The sequence below is a fragment of the Curtobacterium sp. 9128 genome (assembly GCF_900086645.1).
Taxonomy (GTDB): domain Bacteria; phylum Actinomycetota; class Actinomycetes; order Actinomycetales; family Microbacteriaceae; genus Curtobacterium.
Window position 1 is genome coordinate 3,678,832 of record NZ_LT576451.1, and the last position, 17,724, is coordinate 3,696,555.

The 17,724-nt window shown below is 69.8% G+C and carries 17 protein-coding genes; 11 read left to right on the top strand and 6 right to left on the bottom strand.

The features are described from left to right. The first annotated feature begins 208 nt into the window (after nucleotides 1–208). From QK288_RS17565 to QK288_RS17600, 8 genes are all read left to right on the top strand, one after another. Entirely contained in the window at nucleotides 209–1,069 is an 861-nt protein-coding gene (locus tag QK288_RS17565; protein WP_281265556.1) for a rhodanese-like domain-containing protein, read from the top strand. 103 nt (nucleotides 1,070–1,172) lie between these two features. After that, the gene (locus QK288_RS17570) at nucleotides 1,173–2,237 is read left to right on the top strand and encodes an NAD-dependent epimerase/dehydratase family protein (protein ID WP_281265557.1); all 1,065 of its coding nucleotides are present in this window, start codon (nucleotides 1,173–1,175) and stop codon (nucleotides 2,235–2,237) included. A gap of 3 nt (nucleotides 2,238–2,240) precedes the next feature. After that, nucleotides 2,241–2,771: an ATPase gene (locus tag QK288_RS17575; protein ID WP_281265558.1), complete on the top strand. Its 531-nt coding sequence runs from the start codon at nucleotides 2,241–2,243 to the stop codon at nucleotides 2,769–2,771. A gap of 79 nt (nucleotides 2,772–2,850) precedes the next feature. After that, on the top strand, nucleotides 2,851–4,707 hold the full coding sequence (locus QK288_RS17580) for a DUF255 domain-containing protein (protein ID WP_281265559.1): 1,857 nt from the start codon (nucleotides 2,851–2,853) through the stop codon (nucleotides 4,705–4,707). Between the two features lie 25 nt (nucleotides 4,708–4,732). After that, nucleotides 4,733–8,581, top strand: coding sequence for an ATP-dependent RNA helicase HrpA (hrpA, locus tag QK288_RS17585; protein WP_281265560.1), 3,849 nt, complete (start codon nucleotides 4,733–4,735; stop codon nucleotides 8,579–8,581). A 35-nt stretch (nucleotides 8,582–8,616) separates the two neighbouring features. Next, complete coding sequence (locus tag QK288_RS17590) at nucleotides 8,617–9,369, top strand: CPBP family intramembrane glutamic endopeptidase (protein WP_281265561.1); 753 nt, start codon at nucleotides 8,617–8,619, stop codon at nucleotides 9,367–9,369. Further along, entirely contained in the window at nucleotides 9,366–9,734 is a 369-nt protein-coding gene (locus QK288_RS17595) for a VOC family protein (protein ID WP_281265562.1), read from the top strand. The genes QK288_RS17590 and QK288_RS17595 overlap by 4 nt, the downstream gene beginning before the upstream one ends. 9 nt (nucleotides 9,735–9,743) lie before the next feature. After that, a complete protein-coding gene (locus QK288_RS17600) occupies nucleotides 9,744–10,391 on the top strand; it encodes an HAD family phosphatase (RefSeq protein WP_281265563.1) in 648 nt (215 codons plus the stop codon). Here the strand turns inward: QK288_RS17600 and QK288_RS17605 are convergent. Continuing rightward, entirely contained in the window at nucleotides 10,345–10,893 is a 549-nt protein-coding gene (locus QK288_RS17605; RefSeq protein ID WP_281265564.1) for a hypothetical protein, read from the bottom strand. The two genes, QK288_RS17600 and QK288_RS17605, sit on opposite strands and share 47 nt — an antisense overlap. Before the next feature lie 91 nt (nucleotides 10,894–10,984). On the opposite strand from QK288_RS17605, the gene QK288_RS17610 reads away from it, so the two are divergent. Then, the gene (locus QK288_RS17610; RefSeq protein WP_281265565.1) at nucleotides 10,985–11,179 is read left to right on the top strand and encodes a hypothetical protein; all 195 of its coding nucleotides are present in this window, start codon (nucleotides 10,985–10,987) and stop codon (nucleotides 11,177–11,179) included. A gap of 218 nt (nucleotides 11,180–11,397) precedes the next feature. Here the strand turns inward: QK288_RS17610 and QK288_RS17615 are convergent, their stop codons facing one another. Next, complete coding sequence (locus tag QK288_RS17615) at nucleotides 11,398–11,907, bottom strand: AAA family ATPase (protein WP_281265566.1); 510 nt, start codon at nucleotides 11,905–11,907, stop codon at nucleotides 11,398–11,400. Nucleotides 11,908–11,909: 2 nt separating this feature from the next. Beyond that, nucleotides 11,910–12,455 carry a YbaK/EbsC family protein gene (locus tag QK288_RS17620; protein WP_281265567.1) on the bottom strand — a complete coding sequence of 182 codons (546 nt, stop codon included), beginning with the start codon at nucleotides 12,453–12,455 and terminating at the stop codon, nucleotides 11,910–11,912. 35 nt (nucleotides 12,456–12,490) lie between these two features. Between QK288_RS17620 and QK288_RS17625 the strand changes: the two genes are divergently transcribed. After that, nucleotides 12,491–13,159: a CatA-like O-acetyltransferase gene (locus QK288_RS17625; protein WP_281265568.1), complete on the top strand. Its 669-nt coding sequence runs from the start codon at nucleotides 12,491–12,493 to the stop codon at nucleotides 13,157–13,159. Between the two features lie 127 nt (nucleotides 13,160–13,286). Here QK288_RS17625 and QK288_RS17630 read toward each other — a convergent pair whose 3' ends face one another. From QK288_RS17630 to QK288_RS17640, 3 genes are read right to left on the bottom strand one after another with little or no spacing between them, the layout of a single operon-like run. Continuing rightward, nucleotides 13,287–14,912 (bottom strand): hypothetical protein, encoded by a 1,626-nt coding sequence (locus QK288_RS17630; RefSeq protein ID WP_281265569.1) that lies wholly within the window; start codon nucleotides 14,910–14,912, stop codon nucleotides 13,287–13,289. Nucleotides 14,913–14,917: 5 nt separating this feature from the next. Continuing rightward, on the bottom strand, nucleotides 14,918–15,844 hold the full coding sequence (locus QK288_RS17635; RefSeq protein WP_281265570.1) for a carbohydrate ABC transporter permease: 927 nt from the start codon (nucleotides 15,842–15,844) through the stop codon (nucleotides 14,918–14,920). Next, nucleotides 15,841–16,839 (bottom strand): ABC transporter permease subunit, encoded by a 999-nt coding sequence (locus QK288_RS17640; RefSeq protein WP_281265571.1) that lies wholly within the window; start codon nucleotides 16,837–16,839, stop codon nucleotides 15,841–15,843. Before QK288_RS17640 ends, QK288_RS17635 begins: the two co-directional genes overlap by 4 nt. Before the next feature lie 135 nt (nucleotides 16,840–16,974). On the opposite strand from QK288_RS17640, the gene QK288_RS17645 reads away from it, so the two are divergent. Beyond that, nucleotides 16,975–17,706, top strand: coding sequence for a class I SAM-dependent methyltransferase (locus QK288_RS17645; RefSeq protein ID WP_281265572.1), 732 nt, complete (start codon nucleotides 16,975–16,977; stop codon nucleotides 17,704–17,706). The last annotated feature ends 18 nt before the right edge of the window (nucleotides 17,707–17,724 follow it).

Below are 17,724 nucleotides of genomic sequence, written 5' to 3' on the forward strand. Positions count from 1 at the left end.
TCGTGCGGGTGCGGGCGGGGGGTGGGCGGGCGCGGGGGCGGGGTGGTCGACTCCGAACGACGAAGTCGCTGTCGTACGACGTCGACTTTGTCGTTCGGAGCCCATCGAAGCGACGTTCCTTCGGCGACACACCACCCGCATCGGCCCCGATTGCGCACTGTTGCGATTCTCCTGTCAGACGTCAGGGGTGGGCATTATCGTGTGCGCCATGGCCCCCGTCCTGACCTCGCCACTCGTGTCCACGCAGTGGCTCGCCGACCACCTCGGTGCCGATGAGCTCGTCGTCCTCGACGCCTCCGTGCACACGTCCGGTGTCGGCCTCGGGACGACCTGGCATGCCGCCGGAGACGCGTACGAACAGCACGGACACGTGCCCGGTGCCCGCTACGCCGACCTCCTCCACGACTTCTCGGCACCCGACTCCGACCTCCCGTTCACGCGCCCCGGCGCCGAGCGGTTCGAGCAGGCGGCCCGGGCACTCGGCATCACCAACACGTCGACCGTCGTGGTCTACGACGACAGTGTCGGCGAATGGTCAGCACGGCTCTGGTGGATCTTCCGGTCGTTCGGGTTCGACGACGTCGCCGTGCTCGACGGCGGGTTCGTGAAGTGGCGGGACGAAGGACGTCCGGTCCGGGTCGGCGCGCTGACCACCCGCGCGGACGACCCCGACACGCAGCACGCCTTCCTCGCGGGCGAGGAACGGCCGCTCTGGGCCGACCGCGACCGGGTCGAACGCGCGGTGGACGGCACGCAGCCGGCCGCGCTGGTCCTGGCCGCGGACGAGACCGTCCTCGGTGACGGGCACGCCCCGGTCGTCCCCGGCACAACCCCGATCGCACTGCGGCGCATCGTCGACCAGGACTCGAACACGCTGCGGCGGCCGGCTGCGCTGGCGGACGCGTTCGCCCCGGTGTTCGACGCGGACGAGATCGTGACCTACTGCGGCGTGGGCAGCGCCGCGTGCGTCGACGCCCTCGCGCTCACCGTGCTCGGACACGACCGGGTGCAGGTGTACGACGGCTCCCTCGCCGACTGGTGGCGCCGCGAACCCGAACTCGCGTCCTGACACCAGCACTCGCGTCCTGACACCAGCACTCGCGTCCTGACACCAGAACTCGCGTCCTGACACCCGACCACACACGCACCCGCGCGGCACTAGCGTTGCCGTCATGAGCTCCAGACGCGCGGTCATCCTCGGCGGAACGGGCGGGATCGGCTCCGCCGTCGCGCGCGAGCTCCTCGACACCTCCGGCCGCGGCGGTGACGACTGGCAGGTCGACGTCGTCGCACGCCGAGGAGGTGCGATCGCGGACACGCTCACGAGGGACGGCGCGACGTTCGTCCCCGGCGACCGCCGCGACTCGACCGTGCTCCGCGATCTCCTGCGCCCCGGTGCGGACCTGCTCGTGGACACCGTCGGCGCGACCCGTGACGACGCAGCACAGCTCCTGCCGTTCCTGGGCGACGTCGGCTCGACCGTGTTCGTCTCGTCGAAGGCGGTCTACGTCGACGAGCAGGGACGGCACGCGAACTCGCTCGACAAGCCCGTGTTCGGCGGTCCGGTCACGGAACTCCAGCCGACGGTGACCGCGGCGGACGCCGACCCGACGAGTCGCGACGGGTACGCCGCGGCGAAGGTCGCAGCCGAACAGCTGCTGCTCGACCACGGCGCTCCCGTCACGGTGCTCCGCCCGTCGAAGGTCTACGGGGTCGGTGTCGGCCGTCCTCGCGAGTGGTTCGTCGTGCGCCGGGTCCTCGACGGCCGCGAGCGGGTCCTCCTCGCCGACGGCGGCCGCGGAGTCGACCACACCACGGCGGCCAGTGGCATCGGTTCGCTGGTCCGGCTCGTCGCCGACGCCCCCGACCGCCGGATCCTCAACGTCGCCGATGAGACGGCCCCGTCGGCGCTCGAGATCGTCCGGACGATCGCCGGCCACCTCGACCACCGGTTCGACGAGGTCCTGCTCGACGCCGACGCGCCGGCGTTCGTCGGAGTGACCCCGTGGTCGTCCCCGTCGCCGTTCGTCCTCGACACCACCGCGGCCAGGTCGCTCGGATGGGAGCCGCCCCGCTTCGCCGATGCCGTCCTCCCGGAACTCGACTGGCTCGTCGAGACGGCGCACCGCACCCCTGCGGACGGTGACGTGCCCTGGGCGTCCGACCCGTTCTGGGACCGGATGTTCGACTACGGCCCGGAGGACGCCGCACTCGTCCTCCTCTCGATCGGCGGCTGATCGGTGCCGCGTTCCGAGGTGCTCTTCATCGGCGGCCGGTCCGGTGTCGGCAAGTCGACAGCGGCCGAGGCACTGCACGACCTGCTCACGGACGCGGACGTCCGGCACGCGGTGATCGAGGGCGACGTACTCGACCTCGCCCACCCCGCTCCGCACGTCGAGCACCCGGAGGCGAGGCTCACGGAACGCAACCTCGCGGCGATGTGGGCGAACTACCGCGCGCTCGGGCACCACCGTCTCGTGTACACGAACACCGTGTCCGTCCTCGAAGCAGACCGCCTGGCCGCCGCGATGGGCGACGACCCCGTCGTGGTCGCCGTGCTGCTCCGGGCCGGAGACGAGACGACGGCGTCCCGGTTGCAGCGGCGGTCGGGCGGCGAGCTCCCGGTGGCGCAGCTCGCGCACTCGACACGGACAGCCGGGAGGCTCGACACGGCTTCCGCAGACCGGTTCACCCGAATCGACACGGACGCCATGGCCCCGGCCGACGTGGCACGTCGGCTCGCGTCCTTGACCGGGTGGCTTCCCGCCTGAGCCCTGTGGAGACGGACGATCCGTCCACACATCGTCCCGCCGCCCGTCCCGTTCAGCGCCGACCGTGCACGCTGGACACATGAACGACAACCGGCTCGGCACCGCCGTCAGTCCGTACCTCCGACTGCACGCCGACAACCCGGTGGACTGGCGGGAGTGGGGTCCAGCGGCATTCGCGGAAGCGCGCGAGCGCGATGTCCCGGTCCTGGTGTCGATCGGCTACGCGACCTGCCACTGGTGCCACGTCATGGCCCGTGAGAGCTTCGCCGATCCGGAGATCGCCGAGCTGTTGCGGCGGGACTTCGTCGCCGTGAAGGTCGACCGAGAAGAACGGCCCGACGTCGACGCGAGCACCATGGCGGCCGCCGCGGCGTTCACCGAACAACTCGGATGGCCGTTGACCGCATTCATGACCCCCGACGCCCACGTCTTCTTCGCGGGCACGTACTCCCCGCCGACTCCCGTCGGGGGTCACCCGTCGTTCCGGCAGGTGCTCGCCGCGGTCGTCGATGCCTGGCACGACCGTCGTGCTGAGGTGGATGCCAACGCGACCGCACTCGCCGGGGCCATCCGCCAGGGCGCCGTGGACGCGGCGACTCCGGACGGTGCCGACGGCGCCGGGGCCGACCCGGGCCTCCCGTCCGTCGACGCGGTCCACGGCGTCGTCGACACCCTGCTGCAAGCAGAGGACACCGTCCACGGTGGTTTCGGCGGCGCACCGAAGTTCCCCTCAGCACCACTCTTGGAGTTCCTCGCCGATGCCGGGGCCGACGGCGTCGCAGCCGCGCATCCCCTGCTCGAACGCTCACTCCGGGTGATCGCGTCCTCCGAGCTGACCGATGCCGACGGTGGGGTGTTCCGGTACGCGACCCAGCGAGACTGGGGCGTGCCGCACTACGAGCGCATGCTCTACGACAACGCCGGGCTGCTGGCGATGGCACCTCGGGACCAGGCTCGGGGCATCGCGGACTTCCTGCGCGACACCCTCCGCCGGCCGGACGGCGCGTTCGTCGCGGCACAGGACAGCGAGTCCACGATCGACGGGCTCCGCGTCGAAGGCGAGTGGTACCGACGCCCGCTCGCGGACCGGGTCGCGCTCGCTCCACCGCCCCTCGACGACCAGGTGCTGACCGGGTGGAACGGGCTCGCGATCCGCGGTCTCGCGATCGCCGGCGCGCGGCACGGGGACGACGAGATGATCGCCCTCGCGCGATCTGCCGCCGACGCCCTGATCGCCGGGCACCTGCGGAACGGACACGTCGTGGTGCGTGCCAGCACCCCGCGGGGTTCCTCGACCGCACCGCCCACGATCGAGGACATCGGGCTCTTCGCCGAAGGCCTCCTGGAACTGGCGGTGTTCACCGGCGAGGTCGCCTACGCGGAGACGGCGAGGACCCTCGTCGACGACGGGCTCTCGGGGACGCTGGCCGTCGACCCGGTGCTGGCCGCTTCCGGCACCGCGACCGGGGAGCAGCCGCAAACGGCGATGCGATCGGGCACCGTGGCGCTGGCGAACGCGGCGCTGACCCTCGCGGCCCTGACCGGCGTCGAGGACTACCGGACCGCTGCTGCGTCCCTCATCGCGGACCGCGCGCGCACTGGTGTCGGTCGACCGCTCGGGCACGCGGACGCGCTTGGCGTCGCGCTGGCGCTGCAGCGGCCCTCGCGGGAAGTCGTCGTCGTGACGTCGGTGGAGTCGCCGGGAGCGGTCGGGTCAGCCGTCGCGATGCGGCGTGCCGCGGTGACCGAGCGGCGTCCGGGCACGGTGACGGTCCTCGTGACACCGGAACAGGCGCGCGCGTGGGCCACAGCGGGCTTCGCACTCCTCGAGTCACGCGACGCGCTCGACCCCGCCGCGTACGTCTGCCACGACCGTGTGTGCGCCCTGCCCGCCCGCGATGCGGACGAACTCGCCGCGCAGCTCACGTCTGCGTGAGCGCGGGCGGTATCCTGGAATGCTCATGTCTCCCACGCCGCCCGTCATCACCTACCCGCCCGAGCTGCCGGTCTCGCAGCGGCGGGACGACATCGCCGCCGCCATCCGCGACAACCAGGTCGTGATCGTCGCCGGAGCGACGGGGTCCGGCAAGACGACGCAGCTGCCGAAGATCTGCCTCGAGCTCGGGCGCGAGAACATCGGGCACACCCAGCCCCGACGCATCGCCGCGCGCACCATCGCGGAGCGCGTCTCCGAAGAACTCGGCGGCGAACTCGGTGACCTCGTCGGGTACCAGGTCCGCTTCACCGACAAGGTCAGCGCGAACACCCGGGTCAAGCTCATGACCGACGGGATCCTGCTGAACGAGATCCACTTCGACCGCGACCTGAAGCGCTACGACACGATCATCATCGACGAAGCACACGAGCGCTCCCTGACGATCGACTTCCTCCTCGGGTACCTCAAGCGACTGCTCCCCCGCCGGCCCGACCTCAAGCTCATCATCACGAGCGCGACGATCGACCCGGAGTCCTTCTCGAAGCACTTCGGCGACGCCCCGATCATCGAGGTGTCCGGCCGCACCTACCCGGTCGAGATCCGCTACCGTGCACTCGTCGCGGAAGACCCGGACGACGACGGGGACGACGACACCGATTCGCGCACCGCGGACGCCGGCAACGGAGCCGACGACCGAGACGCACTCACCGGCATCACCGACGCGCTCGACGAACTCGCGCGCGAAGACCCGGGCGACGTCCTCGTGTTCCTGTCCGGCGAGAACGAGATCCGCGACGCCCAGGACGCGATCGAGGGCAAGCACTACCCGGGCACCGAGGTCCTCCCGCTGTACGGCCGCTTGTCCGCGGCCGACCAGCACCGGGTGTTCCAGCGCAGCGCGACCCCGGGTGTCCGACGGCGAGTCGTGCTCGCGACGAACGTCGCCGAGACCTCGCTGACCGTGCCCGGCATCAAGTACGTCATCGACACCGGGACCGCCCGCATCTCGCGGTACTCCCCCCGCGCGAAGGTCCAGCGGCTCCCGATCGAGGCGATCTCGCAGGCCAGCGCGAACCAGCGCTCCGGCCGCGCTGGACGCACGAGCGCTGGTATCGCCATCCGGCTGTACTCCGAGGACGACTTCGAGCGGCGTCCCGAGTTCACCGACCCCGAGATCCTCCGCACGAACCTCGCCGCCGTCATCCTGCAGATGATCTCGCTCGGGTTCGGCGACATCGAGTCCTTCCCGTTCCTGCAGCCGCCGGACTCCCGTGGCGTGAAGGACGGCCTGGACCTGCTCCGCGAACTCCGCGCCGTCGACAAGGACGGCGCGATCACGAAGTCAGGCCGGCAACTGACCCGTCTGCCGATCGACCCGCGGCTCGGACGGATGGTGCTCGAGGCCGGTCGACAGGGCGTCGGGCGAGAGGTCATCGCGGTCGTCTCCGCGTTGAGCATCCAGGACCCCCGGGAGCGCCCCCTCGAGAAGCGCGCGCACGCCGATCAGCTGCACGCGCGCTTCGCCGACCCGACGAGTGACTTCCTGACCCTGCTCGGCCTGTGGAACTACATCGAGGACAAGCAGGACGAGCTGTCGTCGAGCGCGTTCCGACGGCTGTGCAAGGCCGAGTTCCTGAACTACCTCCGCATCCGTGAGTGGCAGGACCTGTACCGCCAGCTGTCACGGGCGGCGAAGCAGGTCGGGATCCACGTCGGCAAGGAGCGCAAGGACGACCCCGACGCCGTGCACCGATCGCTGCTCGCCGGACTCCTCAGCCAGATCGGCCTGCGCGACCGCGAGAAGCGCGACTACCTCGGATCGCGGAACACCCGGTTCGTGCTCTTCCCTGGCAGCGTCCTGGCGAAGAAGCAGCCGGACGCGGTGATGGCCGCCGAACTCGTCGAGACGAGCCGCCTGTTCGCCCGCACCGCCGCCCGGATCGACCCCGCGTGGACGGAACAGCTCGCCGGCGACCTCCTCAAGCGCACCTACGGCGAGCCGCACTGGGAGAAGAAGCAGGGCGCCGTCGTCGCCTACGAGCGCGTGACGCTGTTCGGTGTCCCGATCGTGCAGCGCCGCCGCGTGCAGTACGCCCGGATCGACCCCGTGCACTCGCGGGAGCTCTTCATCCGGCACGCCCTGGTCGAGGGCGAGTGGGAATCGCAACAGGCGTTCGACCGTGCGAATCGGAAGCTCCGCAAGGAACTCGAACAGCTCGAGGAACGCACCCGCCGACGCGACATCCTGCTCGACGACGAGACCGTCTACGAGTTCTACGACGCCAGGATCCCCGCAGAGGTCGCCACGACGCGCGACTTCGAGGGCTGGTGGCGACGGATCCGCCGGGACGAGCCCGAGCTGCTGACGATGCGGAGGGAAGACCTCCTCGACGAAGACGCCGCCGAAGCAGCACAGGACGAGCAGGAGTACCCGACGCAGTGGCGGTCAGGCGACCAGCGCCTCGCGGTCAAGTACCGCTTCGAGCCCGGTGCCGCGGACGACGGCGTCAGCGTCCAGGTCCCGCTGGCGCTGCTCCCCCGTATGCGCGAGGAGGGCTTCGACTGGCAGGTCCGCGGTCTCCGCAAGGAACTCGTGACCGCGCTCATCAAGGCCCTGCCGAAGCAGATCCGGAAGAACGTCGTCCCCGCGGCCGACTGGGCGGAGAAGATCGTCGAGGAACTCCCCGACGACGCACCCACGACACCGACGGAGAGCTTCCGCGCGACCCTCGCGAAGACGATCCAGCGCATGACCTACGTGCAGGTCTCCGAGCGCGACTTCGACATGTCCCGCGTCCCCGCACACCTGCTGCCGACCTACGCGGTCGTCGACGAACGCGGCCGTCGCGTCGAGGCCGGCAAGGACCTCTCCGCGCTGCAGACGAAGCTGAAGGACAGGACGCAGCAGAGCGTCGCCGCCGCGACGCAGCGCCAGGGTCGTCCAGGAGGCTCGGCGCGGGTCGCCGAGGCATCCTCCGGCCGTCAGGTGGAGCGTTCGGGGCTCGTGGCCTGGCCCGACACGGACCTGCCGGAGATCCTGGACACGAAGCAGGCAGGCGGCGTGATCCGCGCCTACCCGGCGCTCGTCGAAGAGGGCTCCGGTCCGAAGGCGACCGTCGGCGTGCAGCTGCTCGCGAACCAGTCCGACCGCGCCGTGCAGATGCCGGCTGGCGTTCGACGGCTCGTGATGCTCGCGGTGCCGTCACCGGTGTCGTACATCCAGTCGCACCTCACCTCGCAGGAGAAGCTCGCGCTCGCCGCCAGCCCGTACCCGTCGACGAACGCGCTCTTCGACGACGTGCTCGCGGCCGTGGTGGATGCCGGCATCCGGCGAGCGCACCCGGACGGGCTGCTCTTCACGAAGGCCGAGTTCGAGGCCGTCCGGAACGCGGTGTCCGCATCCGTCGTCGACACGATGTTCACTGCCGTGTCCGAGGTCGCCGCGGTGCTCGCCGCACAGCGATCTGCGGAGCGAGCCCTCAAGCAGGCCACGAACATGTCCCTGCTGCCGGCGCTGAACGACATGCGGCAGCAGCTCGAGCGCCTCGTGTTCCCCGGGTTCGTGTCCGTGGCCGGGCTCGACCGCCTCCGCCGGATCCGCGTGTACCTGCAGGGCGTGGAGGCCCGCGTGACGAAGCTCCTGCAGAACCCGGGCAGGGATGCCACCTGGATGCGTGAGGTCTCGGCTGCGACCGGCCGGTACGAAGACGCCGGGGGGACGTTCCCGCCGGCCGTCGGAGCGCACCCGGAACTCGTGCACGCCAGGTGGATGCTCGAGGAGTTCCGCCTCAGCCTCTTCGCGCAGGAGCTCGGGACCGCCGAGACGGTCTCGCTGCAGCGCATCACGAAGGCACTGTCCGCCGCCTCTGCCTGACCGATAGGTTCTCCCCCAAGGGCGAAGGGGATCCCATGGTGGAACGCACGGATCGGTACGGCAGGGCGATCGAGCGAGCGGACGGGCGGGACTTCCCGTTCTGGGACGGCGATCCGCTCGCGCTGCGCGCGTGGCAGTGGGTGGTGATCGTCCTCGCGTGTGTCGTCGCGATCAACGTCCTGAGCTGGTACCCGGCGCACGACAACGTGCAGTCCCTCGTGCCCCGCTTCCTGTTCACCGCGATCCCCCTCACCGTGTTCATCGCCTTCACCCGAGGTCGCTGGTCGCGGATCTTCCAGCGGACGACCGGTCGGGACTTCCTGACGATGGTCCTGTTCGCGATCGCGAACGTCATCGTCACGTTCCTCGTGGGAGTCATCGTGAAGACAGTGTTCGGCGCGACGGCGAACACCGCGGCGAACGGCATCCACGGGGCCGCCGAGCTGATCTCGTTCTACGTCGGAACCGCGATCCAGCTGTTCGGCGAGGAGCTGTTCACGATCCTGCCCTTCCTCGCCGTCATGGCGCTCTGCCACCGGCTCGGGCTGACGCGCAAGCAGGCGATCCTCGTCGCGTGGCTGGCGACGGCCGTCTGGTTCGGTGCTGCTCACCTGCCGACCTACGGGTGGAACGTCGCCCAGGCGCTCCTCGTGATCGGTGTCGCTCGCCTCGTGCTGACGCTGGCGTACATCCGGACGAAGAACATCGCGGTGAGCACCGGTGCACACATCCTCAACGACTGGGTCATCTTCACCTTCACCATCGTCACGACGGGAGCACTCCTGTGATCGGTTCACTCGATGTCATCGTCCTCGACTGCCCGGACACCCGCGCGCTCGCGCGGTTCTGGGCCGAGGTCATCGGCGGCGAGATCGTGCAGTTCGACGACGACTGGGCAGAGGTGGTCCTGCCGATCGAGGGCAGCCGCCCGCTCCTCGCCTTCCAGCACGTCGACGACTACCGCGCGCCGGAGTGGCCCGGCCAGGTCGTCCCGCAGCAGATCCACCTCGACGTGAAGGTCGAGGACATGGATGCCGGCGAAGCAGCGGTCCTGGCGATCGGCGCGACCGCCACGGGCGAGGGTTCCGACGGCTTCCGGGTGTACCTCGACCCCGCCGGCCACCCGTTCTGCCTGATCGTCCCGAACGACTGAGTGCACGGCATGATCCGGACGGTGCTGTTCGACCTCGACGGGGTGATCCGTCACTTCGACCCGGACCACGTCGCCACGATCGAGCACCGCCACGGGCTCGACGCCGGGTCGATCGAGGCGTTCGCGTTCTCGCCGCCGCTCATCGACGACGTGACGACCGGACGGATCCGCCGCGCCGACTGGATCGCCGCGATCGGCGACCACATCGACGACGCAGCTGCGGCCGATGCGTGGGGACGGCAGCCGTTCCGCGCCGACCCTGACGTGCTGGACCTCCTCGACGAGCTCCGCAGCGCTGGCCACGGCGTCGCGGTCCTGACGAACGGGACGGACACCGTGCCGGACGAGGTCGCGTCGTTCGGTCTGCTCGACCACGTCGACGCGGTGTTCAACTCCGCCGACATCGGGTTCGTGAAGCCCGACGTCCGAGCGTTCCGGCACGTGCTCGACGCCCTCGGCCTCGACGGATCCGAGGTCTTCTTCACCGACGACTCGGCGCGCAAGCTCACGGGTGCCGCCGAGCTCGGGATGGTGACGCACCACTTCACCGACGTCGACGGGCTCCGGACGGCGCTCAGCGCGCAGGGGGCCCCGTCACCGTTGGGCGAGATCACGCAAGCAAGCCCGGATTCCACCCCGCAGGGCCGACAATCGTGACGGCGTGCCCTGCGTCGACCACCGCCACCGATGTGAACCAGTAGCTCGACCCCGACTCTTGGTCGGACCACTCGATGCGCACACCGCTGAGCAGATGATCGTCCACCACCACTGTGACGTCGGACCTGTCACAGCGCATGAGTTCACGCTCCGTCTGCTGTTCGACAGCGCGCATGACCGCTTCTTCGATCGAACCGCCCCGGAGGACCGCCTGTATGACCTCCTCCGCTGCCCGCTCGCAGGCCATGACCACGTTGTCCGAGTCGAGGAGGCGTTCGGTGCGGACTCGTGCCCACTGCCAATCGTCGCCCTGCCCGTTCGCGACATGGTCGAAGACGTACACGTCGACGTAGTCGATCGTCTCATCGACACCGTATAAGCCGACCCCTGCGAGTTCGAAGCCCGGGCTGTCCATCGGAAGGGCGACGCGAGCACCGAAGCGCGCCGCTGCTGTTGCCACGTCGTCTGCCTCGAATGGCAGGTACCGGCGGGGATCCACCATCCCGTCGCTCCGTCACTTCCAGGTCGGGTTCCCTGAGGAGCAGATCAGCCCCCAGGACGTCAGCACGTTACCCGAGGCCATCATCGAATTGATGCTTCCGGCTTGGCTGATCGACTTCCAGCCCGAGTTCCACGACGCAGAAATCGGCGCCAGTCCGGAATTGTTGTATGCCCTGATCGAGTTCGAGGTCGACACAGTGACGCTCCACGTGTGCGACACAGGGGCACCCCAAGCCGGCGAGATGACGTACCCGGTGCTGTACTTCCGGGTGGTCCGGTTGCCGTAGACGGTCGACGTGCCGCAGTTTCCGACGGAAGTACCCCGTTCGCTCGTCGGATGCCAACGCGCTGGCCGGCGTCGCCGACCCGATGATGAATGCGCCACAGATGGCCACCCCGGCTCCGTATGCGGTGAACTTTCCCATTACCCCTCCTTGTCCTGGCGTTAACATTCCAGATTCTGGAGTGGTACACAAGCGCCAGCTGAATTGACTACGGCTGGCGCTCAGCGCGCAGGGGGTCCTGTCACCCAGGCGATGACGTCGGCGAGCACCGGGTCGTACCCGTCGGTCGTGTCGACCTCGAGCACCGGCGCCCCGAGGTCCACCGGTTCGGCCACCAGCGGCAGGTTGCCGGCCACGCGGGCGTTCATCGCATCGTCGTGACCGCGTGCGACGAACCGCTCGTACGCCACGTCCGACCGACAGTGCACGTTGCGCACGACCCCGACGGGCGCCAGGAACTCGCGCACGTCCGCCTCGGACTGGTCGCGGTAGAGCGTCGCATCCGCGATGACGCTGCACCCGGCTGCCGCGTACCCGGCCGTCGCCGTCCAGAACAGCCGGATCCCGTGTGGGACGACCTCGTCGCGCGACATCGCCCCGCCGGCCATCAGTCCCGCGTAGAGCTCGTCCCGGTGCACCCGCGGCCACCCGAGTTCTGCGGCGAGCGCTCGGGCGAGCGTGCTCTTGCCGCTGCCCGGTGCTCCGCTCAGCAGTGCGATGGTCGCCGGCACGGTCAGGCCTCGACGGGGTTCGCGAGCCCCTCGACCACCTCGACGTGCGGCAGCGCGGCGAGCACGGCGCCGGGGAGGAACACCTTCGCACCGCGGACCCCGGCACCGATGACCGCGTCCGGGACCTCCGACACCCGTGAGTCCACGTACACGGGCCACTCCGCGGGCAGCCCGATCGGTGTGATCCCGCCGTACTCCATCCCGGTGCGCGCAACCGCCTCGTCCATCGGCGCGAAGCTGGCCTTCCGAGCGCCGAGCAGCTGCTTGACGGTGCGGTTGACGTCGAGCCGGGTCGACGCGAGCACGATGCACGCGGCGAAGGTGACGTCGCTCCCGCGCTTGCCGGTCACGACGATGCAGTTCGCTCCGCCGGCCAGCGGGAACCCGTACGCCTCGGAGAACGCCGCCGTGTCGGCCAGCTCCGGATCGATCGCGGCGGCTTCGATCCCGCTCGCGAGGTCCGCCGGGAGCGCTGCGATCGCCTGCGCAACAGGCGCCGCGAGCAGGTCGACGGCTTGGAGGGCGGGGAGACGCTGCAGGATCGGCACACCGCCAGCCTAGGGATCTGGGCCAGAGTGGTGCCATGGACGCGATGACCCCGGCACCGACGCCGATCGACCTGGACACCTGGCCGCGACGCGAGCACTTCGAGCACTACCGCGACACCGTGCCGTGCACCTACGCGATGACCGTCGACGTGGACGTCACCGACTTCGTGCGAGCACTCGGCGACACCGGCCGGAAGACCTACCCGGCGCAGATCTGGGCGCTCGCGACCGCGGTGAACCGGCACCGGGAGTTCCGGATGACGCTGCAGCCCGACCGCTCCCCTGCGATCTGGGACGTCGTGCACCCGGCCTTCACGGTGTTCAACCCCGAGCGTGAGACGTTCAGTGCGGTGTGGGTGCCGTACGACGACGACTTCGGGACGTTCCACGACGCCGCGGTCGAGGCACTGGCGACGTACCGGACGGCGACGACGATGATCCCGCAGCAGCCCCACCCGGCGAACCTCTTCGACGTCTCGAGCCTGCCGTGGCGGTCGTTCTCGGGCTTCACGATCCAGATCCGGGACGGCTGGGACCACCTGCTGCCGATCTTCACGATCGGCAGGTACCACGAGCGTGACGGCCGCACCCTGATGCCGCTCGCGGTGCAGATCCACCACGCGGCCGCCGACGGCTTCCACACGACCCGCCTGATCGCCGACGTCGAGCGTCTGCTCGCCGAACCGTCCTGGCTCGCGGACTGACGTTCGTTCCGGGCGATGACAACGAAAACCGGCGTGCAGACGCGACGGTCCACGGGGCGCGACCAGGAGCGGACGGGAGGCTCGGTGCCAGCTGGCACCGAGCCTCCCGTCCGGTTGCTGGTCCGGATCAGGACCCGGCGCGCGCCTGCAGGGCCTCCTCGTACTCCGCGCGCATCGCGTCGCCGCCGCGGCGGCGCCAGTCGCGGACGACGCCCTTCCAGGACGAGACCGGCGCGCGGCCGAGCAGGATGTCGTTGATCGCGTTGGTGGCGTACGTGCCGACCGCTGGCCCCTTCGTGGAGTTCGTCGGCGAGTAGAGCCCGTAGGTCGGGTTCGGCAGCCCGTCGTCGAGCCACGACGCCAGGGACTCGTAGACGGTGTCCGTCATGCCGGGGCGGCCCGAGTAGAAGAGCGGCAGCGGGCACTCGGTGAAGTACTGCAGCGGGAACTCGCCGAGCGCCGTCTCGCTGTTGCCCGTCTTCGTGAGCGTCGGCGACCCGTCCTGCATCTCGTAGTCCCGTCCCTCGATGCCGAACTTGCGGTACATCCAGGCCTCGGTCCCGAACGGTGACGCGCACCAGTCGAGGACCTCGAGCAGGGTGCGGACGCGGTCGTCCGGCGCTGCGGCGAGCGCCGTGATCGCGTTGTTCGGATCGCCGAGCCACGGCTTGGCCTTCGCGCCGGACGGCCCGACGAACGGCGCCGTCGTCAGGTCGAAGCCGCTGCCGGGGGTCGCCTGCTGGACGATGCCAGGGATGGCGCTGTACGTGTCCGACAGCATCAGCGCGGAGCCCTGCACGAGCCAGACCTTGCCGTTGTAGGCCGTGATGCTGTCCGGGTGCACGAGGTCCTCGGCGATGAGCCGGCGTGACACGTCGAGGAGGTCCTGGTACGCATCGAGCTCGTACATGTGGGTGAGCGTGCCGCCGCTGTGCTCCCACTGGTTCGGCAGGTCGAGCATCGGCGCGAGGATGCTCGTCGGCACCGAGGCGAGGGCCCAGCGGTTCGCGTGCGGGTCGGACACCTCGCGGCAGAGCTGGACGAACTCGTCGAGACTGCTGAACGACGGGTCGACGCCGAGCCCCTCGAACAGGTCCTGCCGCCGGTAGAGCACCTGCGACGTGAGCGGACCGCGGGGCACCGGCACGGCGTAGATGCCGCCGGAGAACACGGTCCCGCGCCAGGACGCCGTCGGGAGGTTCGCCAGGTACGGGAAGTCCCGCACACCGCTGCCGGAGAGGTGTTCGGTGAGGTTCTGGGCCTTCGCCTCGAGGAACTGCGGCAGGTACGGGAACGACCCGAACACCGTGAACACGTCGCCGAGCGTGTCGCCGGCGACCTGCGTGGCGAACTTGTTGCCGAAGTCCGCGTTCGGGGTGATCGTCAGGTCGAGGTCGATCCCCATCCGCTCGTCGAGGCCCTGCCAGTACGGGTTGCTGCCCTTGGTCGGCGGGACGGGCGAGTTCGTCGGGACGCTGCCGTGCACGGTCGAGCCGTCGCCCGGCTTGCGGGCGGTCGGGACGAGTCGGTCCGGGATCCGTCGGAACGCGCTCGGCATGAGCGCGCTCGTCTTCGGCAGGACGGGTTCCGGTCCGCCCGTCCACGGGACGTAGTCCGGCAGTGCGACCGCCTTGTTGATCGCCTTGACGTCGGTGGAGCGGGTCACGGTGGAGCAGCTGGCCAGGAGGCCCGTGGCCGCGATCCCGAGCCCGCCTGCGAACAGTGCGCGGCGGGTGATTCCGTTGTTCGTCACGCTGGTCAGCCCTTCACCGCGCCGGTCAGGACACCCTTGGCGAAGTGCCGCTGCAGGAACGGGTAGACGATGAGGATGGGGACGATCGACACGACGAGGATCGCCATCTGGATGGACGCCTGCGGGGGCAGTGCGTCGGAGCTCGTGCCGAGGTCGGCGCCGCCGAGCTGAGCGTTGTTGATCACGTAGGTGCGGAGGACGAGCTGCAGGGGCCACTTCGCGGTGTCGTTGATGTAGAGCAGCGCGTTGAAGAAGGCGTTCCAGTAGCCGACCGCGTAGAACAGCCCGATCACCGCGAGGACGGCCTTCGACAGCGGGAGCACGATGCGCAGGAAGACCCCGAAGTCCCCGGCGCCGTCGATCCTGGCGCTCTCGATGAGCTCCTTCGGGATGTTCATGAAGAACGACCGCATCACGATGACGTTGAACGCGCTGAGGGCCGTCGGCAGGATGAGTGCCCAGTACGAGTCGAGCAGGCCGAACTGCTTCACGACGAGGTAGTTCGGGATGAGCCCAGGTGCGAACAGCAGGCTGACGAGCACCAGGCTCAGGATGAACCCGGATCCGTAGGAGCCCGGTCGGCTGAGCGCGTACGCGAGCATCGCACTCACGAACAGGCTGATCACCGTCCCGACCACGGTGATCCCGAAGCTGACGAGCAGCGCCCGGGTGACGACGCCCCCGGCGAAGATGCTCTCGTACGCGCCGAAGTCGAGCCCCTTCGGCCACATCACGAACCCGCCGGCGTCGTTCACCTGGCTGGTCGGGGCGACGGACGTCGACACGATGCCGAGGAACGGCAGCAGCACGACGAGGCAGATGACGAACAGCACGAAGCCGGTCAGCATGCGGCCGGGCAGCGGCGGGGCGTCGAGTCGCTTCCGCTTGGTGTTCCGCGGACCGGGGACGGTGACGCTGCGCGTGGCGCTCATCGGGACTCCTTCTGGTACACGCCCGACTCACCGAAGACGTGGGCGAGCTTGTTGGCGCCGAGCACGAGCAGCACGCCGACGACGCCCTTGACGAGTCCGACGGCAGCGGCGACACCCCACTGCCCGCCGAGCACGCCGTTGTTGTAGACGTAGGTGTCGAGGACCTCGCTCGCGGCCCGTCCCACGGCGGCCTGCTGGAGGAGGATCTGCTCGAACCCGACGGTGAGCGAGTCACCGAGCCGCAGGATGAGCAGCAGGATGATGATCCCCCGCATGCCGGGCAGGGTGACGTGCCAGAGCTGCCGCATGCGGCTCGCGCCGTCCATCTTCGCGGCCTCGTACAGGCTCGAGTCGATCTGCGAGAGCACCGCGAGGAACAGGATCGTGGCCCAGCCGGTGTCCTTCCAGATCACCTGGCTGGTCAGCAGGGCGATGAACCCGTGCGGGTTGCCGAGGAAGTCGATCGCGTCGCCGCCGGCTGCCCGGATGGCGTTGTTCACGAGGCCGGACCCGCCGAGGATCTGCTGGAACACCGCGACGACGATCACCCAGGACAGGAAGTGGGGCAGGTAGAGGACCGACTGCACGATCTTCTTGATGCGCTCCGACAGCAACGAGTTCAGCATCAGCGCGAGGACGATCGGCGCCGGGAACACGAACACGACCTGCACGAGGGTGATGACGAGCGTGTTCCGCAGCGCGCCGAGGAACTCCGGGTCGCCGTTGAAGATCACCGCGAAGTTCTCGAACCCGACCCAGGGGCTGCGTCCGAGCGGGACGAACGGCAGGTACTCCTGGAACGCGATGAGGTTGCCGAGCAGGGGCAGGTAGTGGAAGCCGAGCAGCAGCGCGACGCCCGGCAGCCCCATCAGGAGCAGCACCTTGTCCCGCTTGATGCGTTCCCACGTGTTCCGTCGCCGCCGGACGGGTGCCGGGGGCGGCGCCGTCCGTCGGGTCCCTGCCGCGGGTTGCACGCGGTCGTCGAGCTTCGTCACTCCTGGCCTCCTCCGTTGGATTCCTGAGGTGACCCTGTCGGTCGCGGCAACGTTGCGGCAACTCGTTGCCAAACGTTTCCATCGTTGTAACGGTCCAGTGATCGCTCACCCGCACGGGAGTGGCAGGCTGGCCGCATGACCTTCGAGCAGCACGCGCACTCGTTCGGAGCCGCCGCCGACGCCTACGAGCGCGGTCGGCCCGGGTACCCGGCGTCGGTCGCCGAGTGGCTCGCCCCGGATCGGGTCGCACGAGCAGTCGACGTGGGAGCCGGCACCGGAAAGTTCACCGCGACGCTGCTGCCCCGCGCGGCCTCGGTCACCGCGGTGGAACCCGACGCAGCGATGCGGGAACGCCTGTCGGCCGTGGTCCCTGGTGTCGAGGTGCTCGAGGGCACGGGTGAGGCGATCCCGCTCCCGGACAGCGGCGCCGACCTCGTGACGTTCGCGCAGTCGTGGCACTGGGTGGACCCCGTCGCCGGCGCGGCCGAGGTGGCCCGCGTGCTGCGCCCCGGCGGGGTCCTCGGGCTGATCTGGAACGTCCGGGACGAGTCGGAACCCTGGTCGGAGCGGCTCGGGGACATCATCAGGCGCCCGGAGTCCCGCGTGACGGAGTACGACCGGCCGATCGTCGGCGCGCCGTTCCACGACGGCGAGTACCGGGCGTTCACCTGGGTGCACGAGCAGTCCCGGTCGGACTTCCTCGACATGGTGGCCTCGCGGAGCTACGTGATCGTGCTCCCTGTGGCCGAGCGTGACGCCTTGCTCCGGGACGTGGCCGACCTGCTCGACACCGACCCGGCGACCGCCGGAAAGGCCACGATCGCGGTCCCGTACGTCACCCACGTGCACCGGTACGTCCGTCCCTGATCCGGGATCGCCGTCGTC

Bases quoted from the DNA above. Each gene is read 5' to 3' on its own strand.
- QK288_RS17565 (WP_281265556.1), top strand. From the start codon at position 209: ATGGCCCCCGTCCTGACCTCGCCACTCGTGTCCACGCAGTGGCTCGCC.
- QK288_RS17570 (WP_281265557.1), top strand. From the start codon at position 1,173: ATGAGCTCCAGACGCGCGGTCATCCTCGGCGGAACGGGCGGGATCGGC.
- QK288_RS17580 (WP_281265559.1), top strand. From the start codon at position 2,851: ATGAACGACAACCGGCTCGGCACCGCCGTCAGTCCGTACCTCCGACTG.
- hrpA (WP_281265560.1), top strand. From the start codon at position 4,733: ATGTCTCCCACGCCGCCCGTCATCACCTACCCGCCCGAGCTGCCGGTC.
- QK288_RS17590 (WP_281265561.1), top strand. From the start codon at position 8,617: ATGGTGGAACGCACGGATCGGTACGGCAGGGCGATCGAGCGAGCGGAC.
- QK288_RS17600 (WP_281265563.1), top strand. From the start codon at position 9,744: ATGATCCGGACGGTGCTGTTCGACCTCGACGGGGTGATCCGTCACTTC.
- QK288_RS17605 (WP_281265564.1), bottom strand. From the start codon at position 10,893: ATGGTGGATCCCCGCCGGTACCTGCCATTCGAGGCAGACGACGTGGCA.
- QK288_RS17610 (WP_281265565.1), top strand. From the start codon at position 10,985: ATGCTTCCGGCTTGGCTGATCGACTTCCAGCCCGAGTTCCACGACGCA.
- QK288_RS17625 (WP_281265568.1), top strand. From the start codon at position 12,491: ATGGACGCGATGACCCCGGCACCGACGCCGATCGACCTGGACACCTGG.
- QK288_RS17635 (WP_281265570.1), bottom strand. From the start codon at position 15,844: ATGAGCGCCACGCGCAGCGTCACCGTCCCCGGTCCGCGGAACACCAAG.
- QK288_RS17645 (WP_281265572.1), top strand. From the start codon at position 16,975: ATGACCTTCGAGCAGCACGCGCACTCGTTCGGAGCCGCCGCCGACGCC.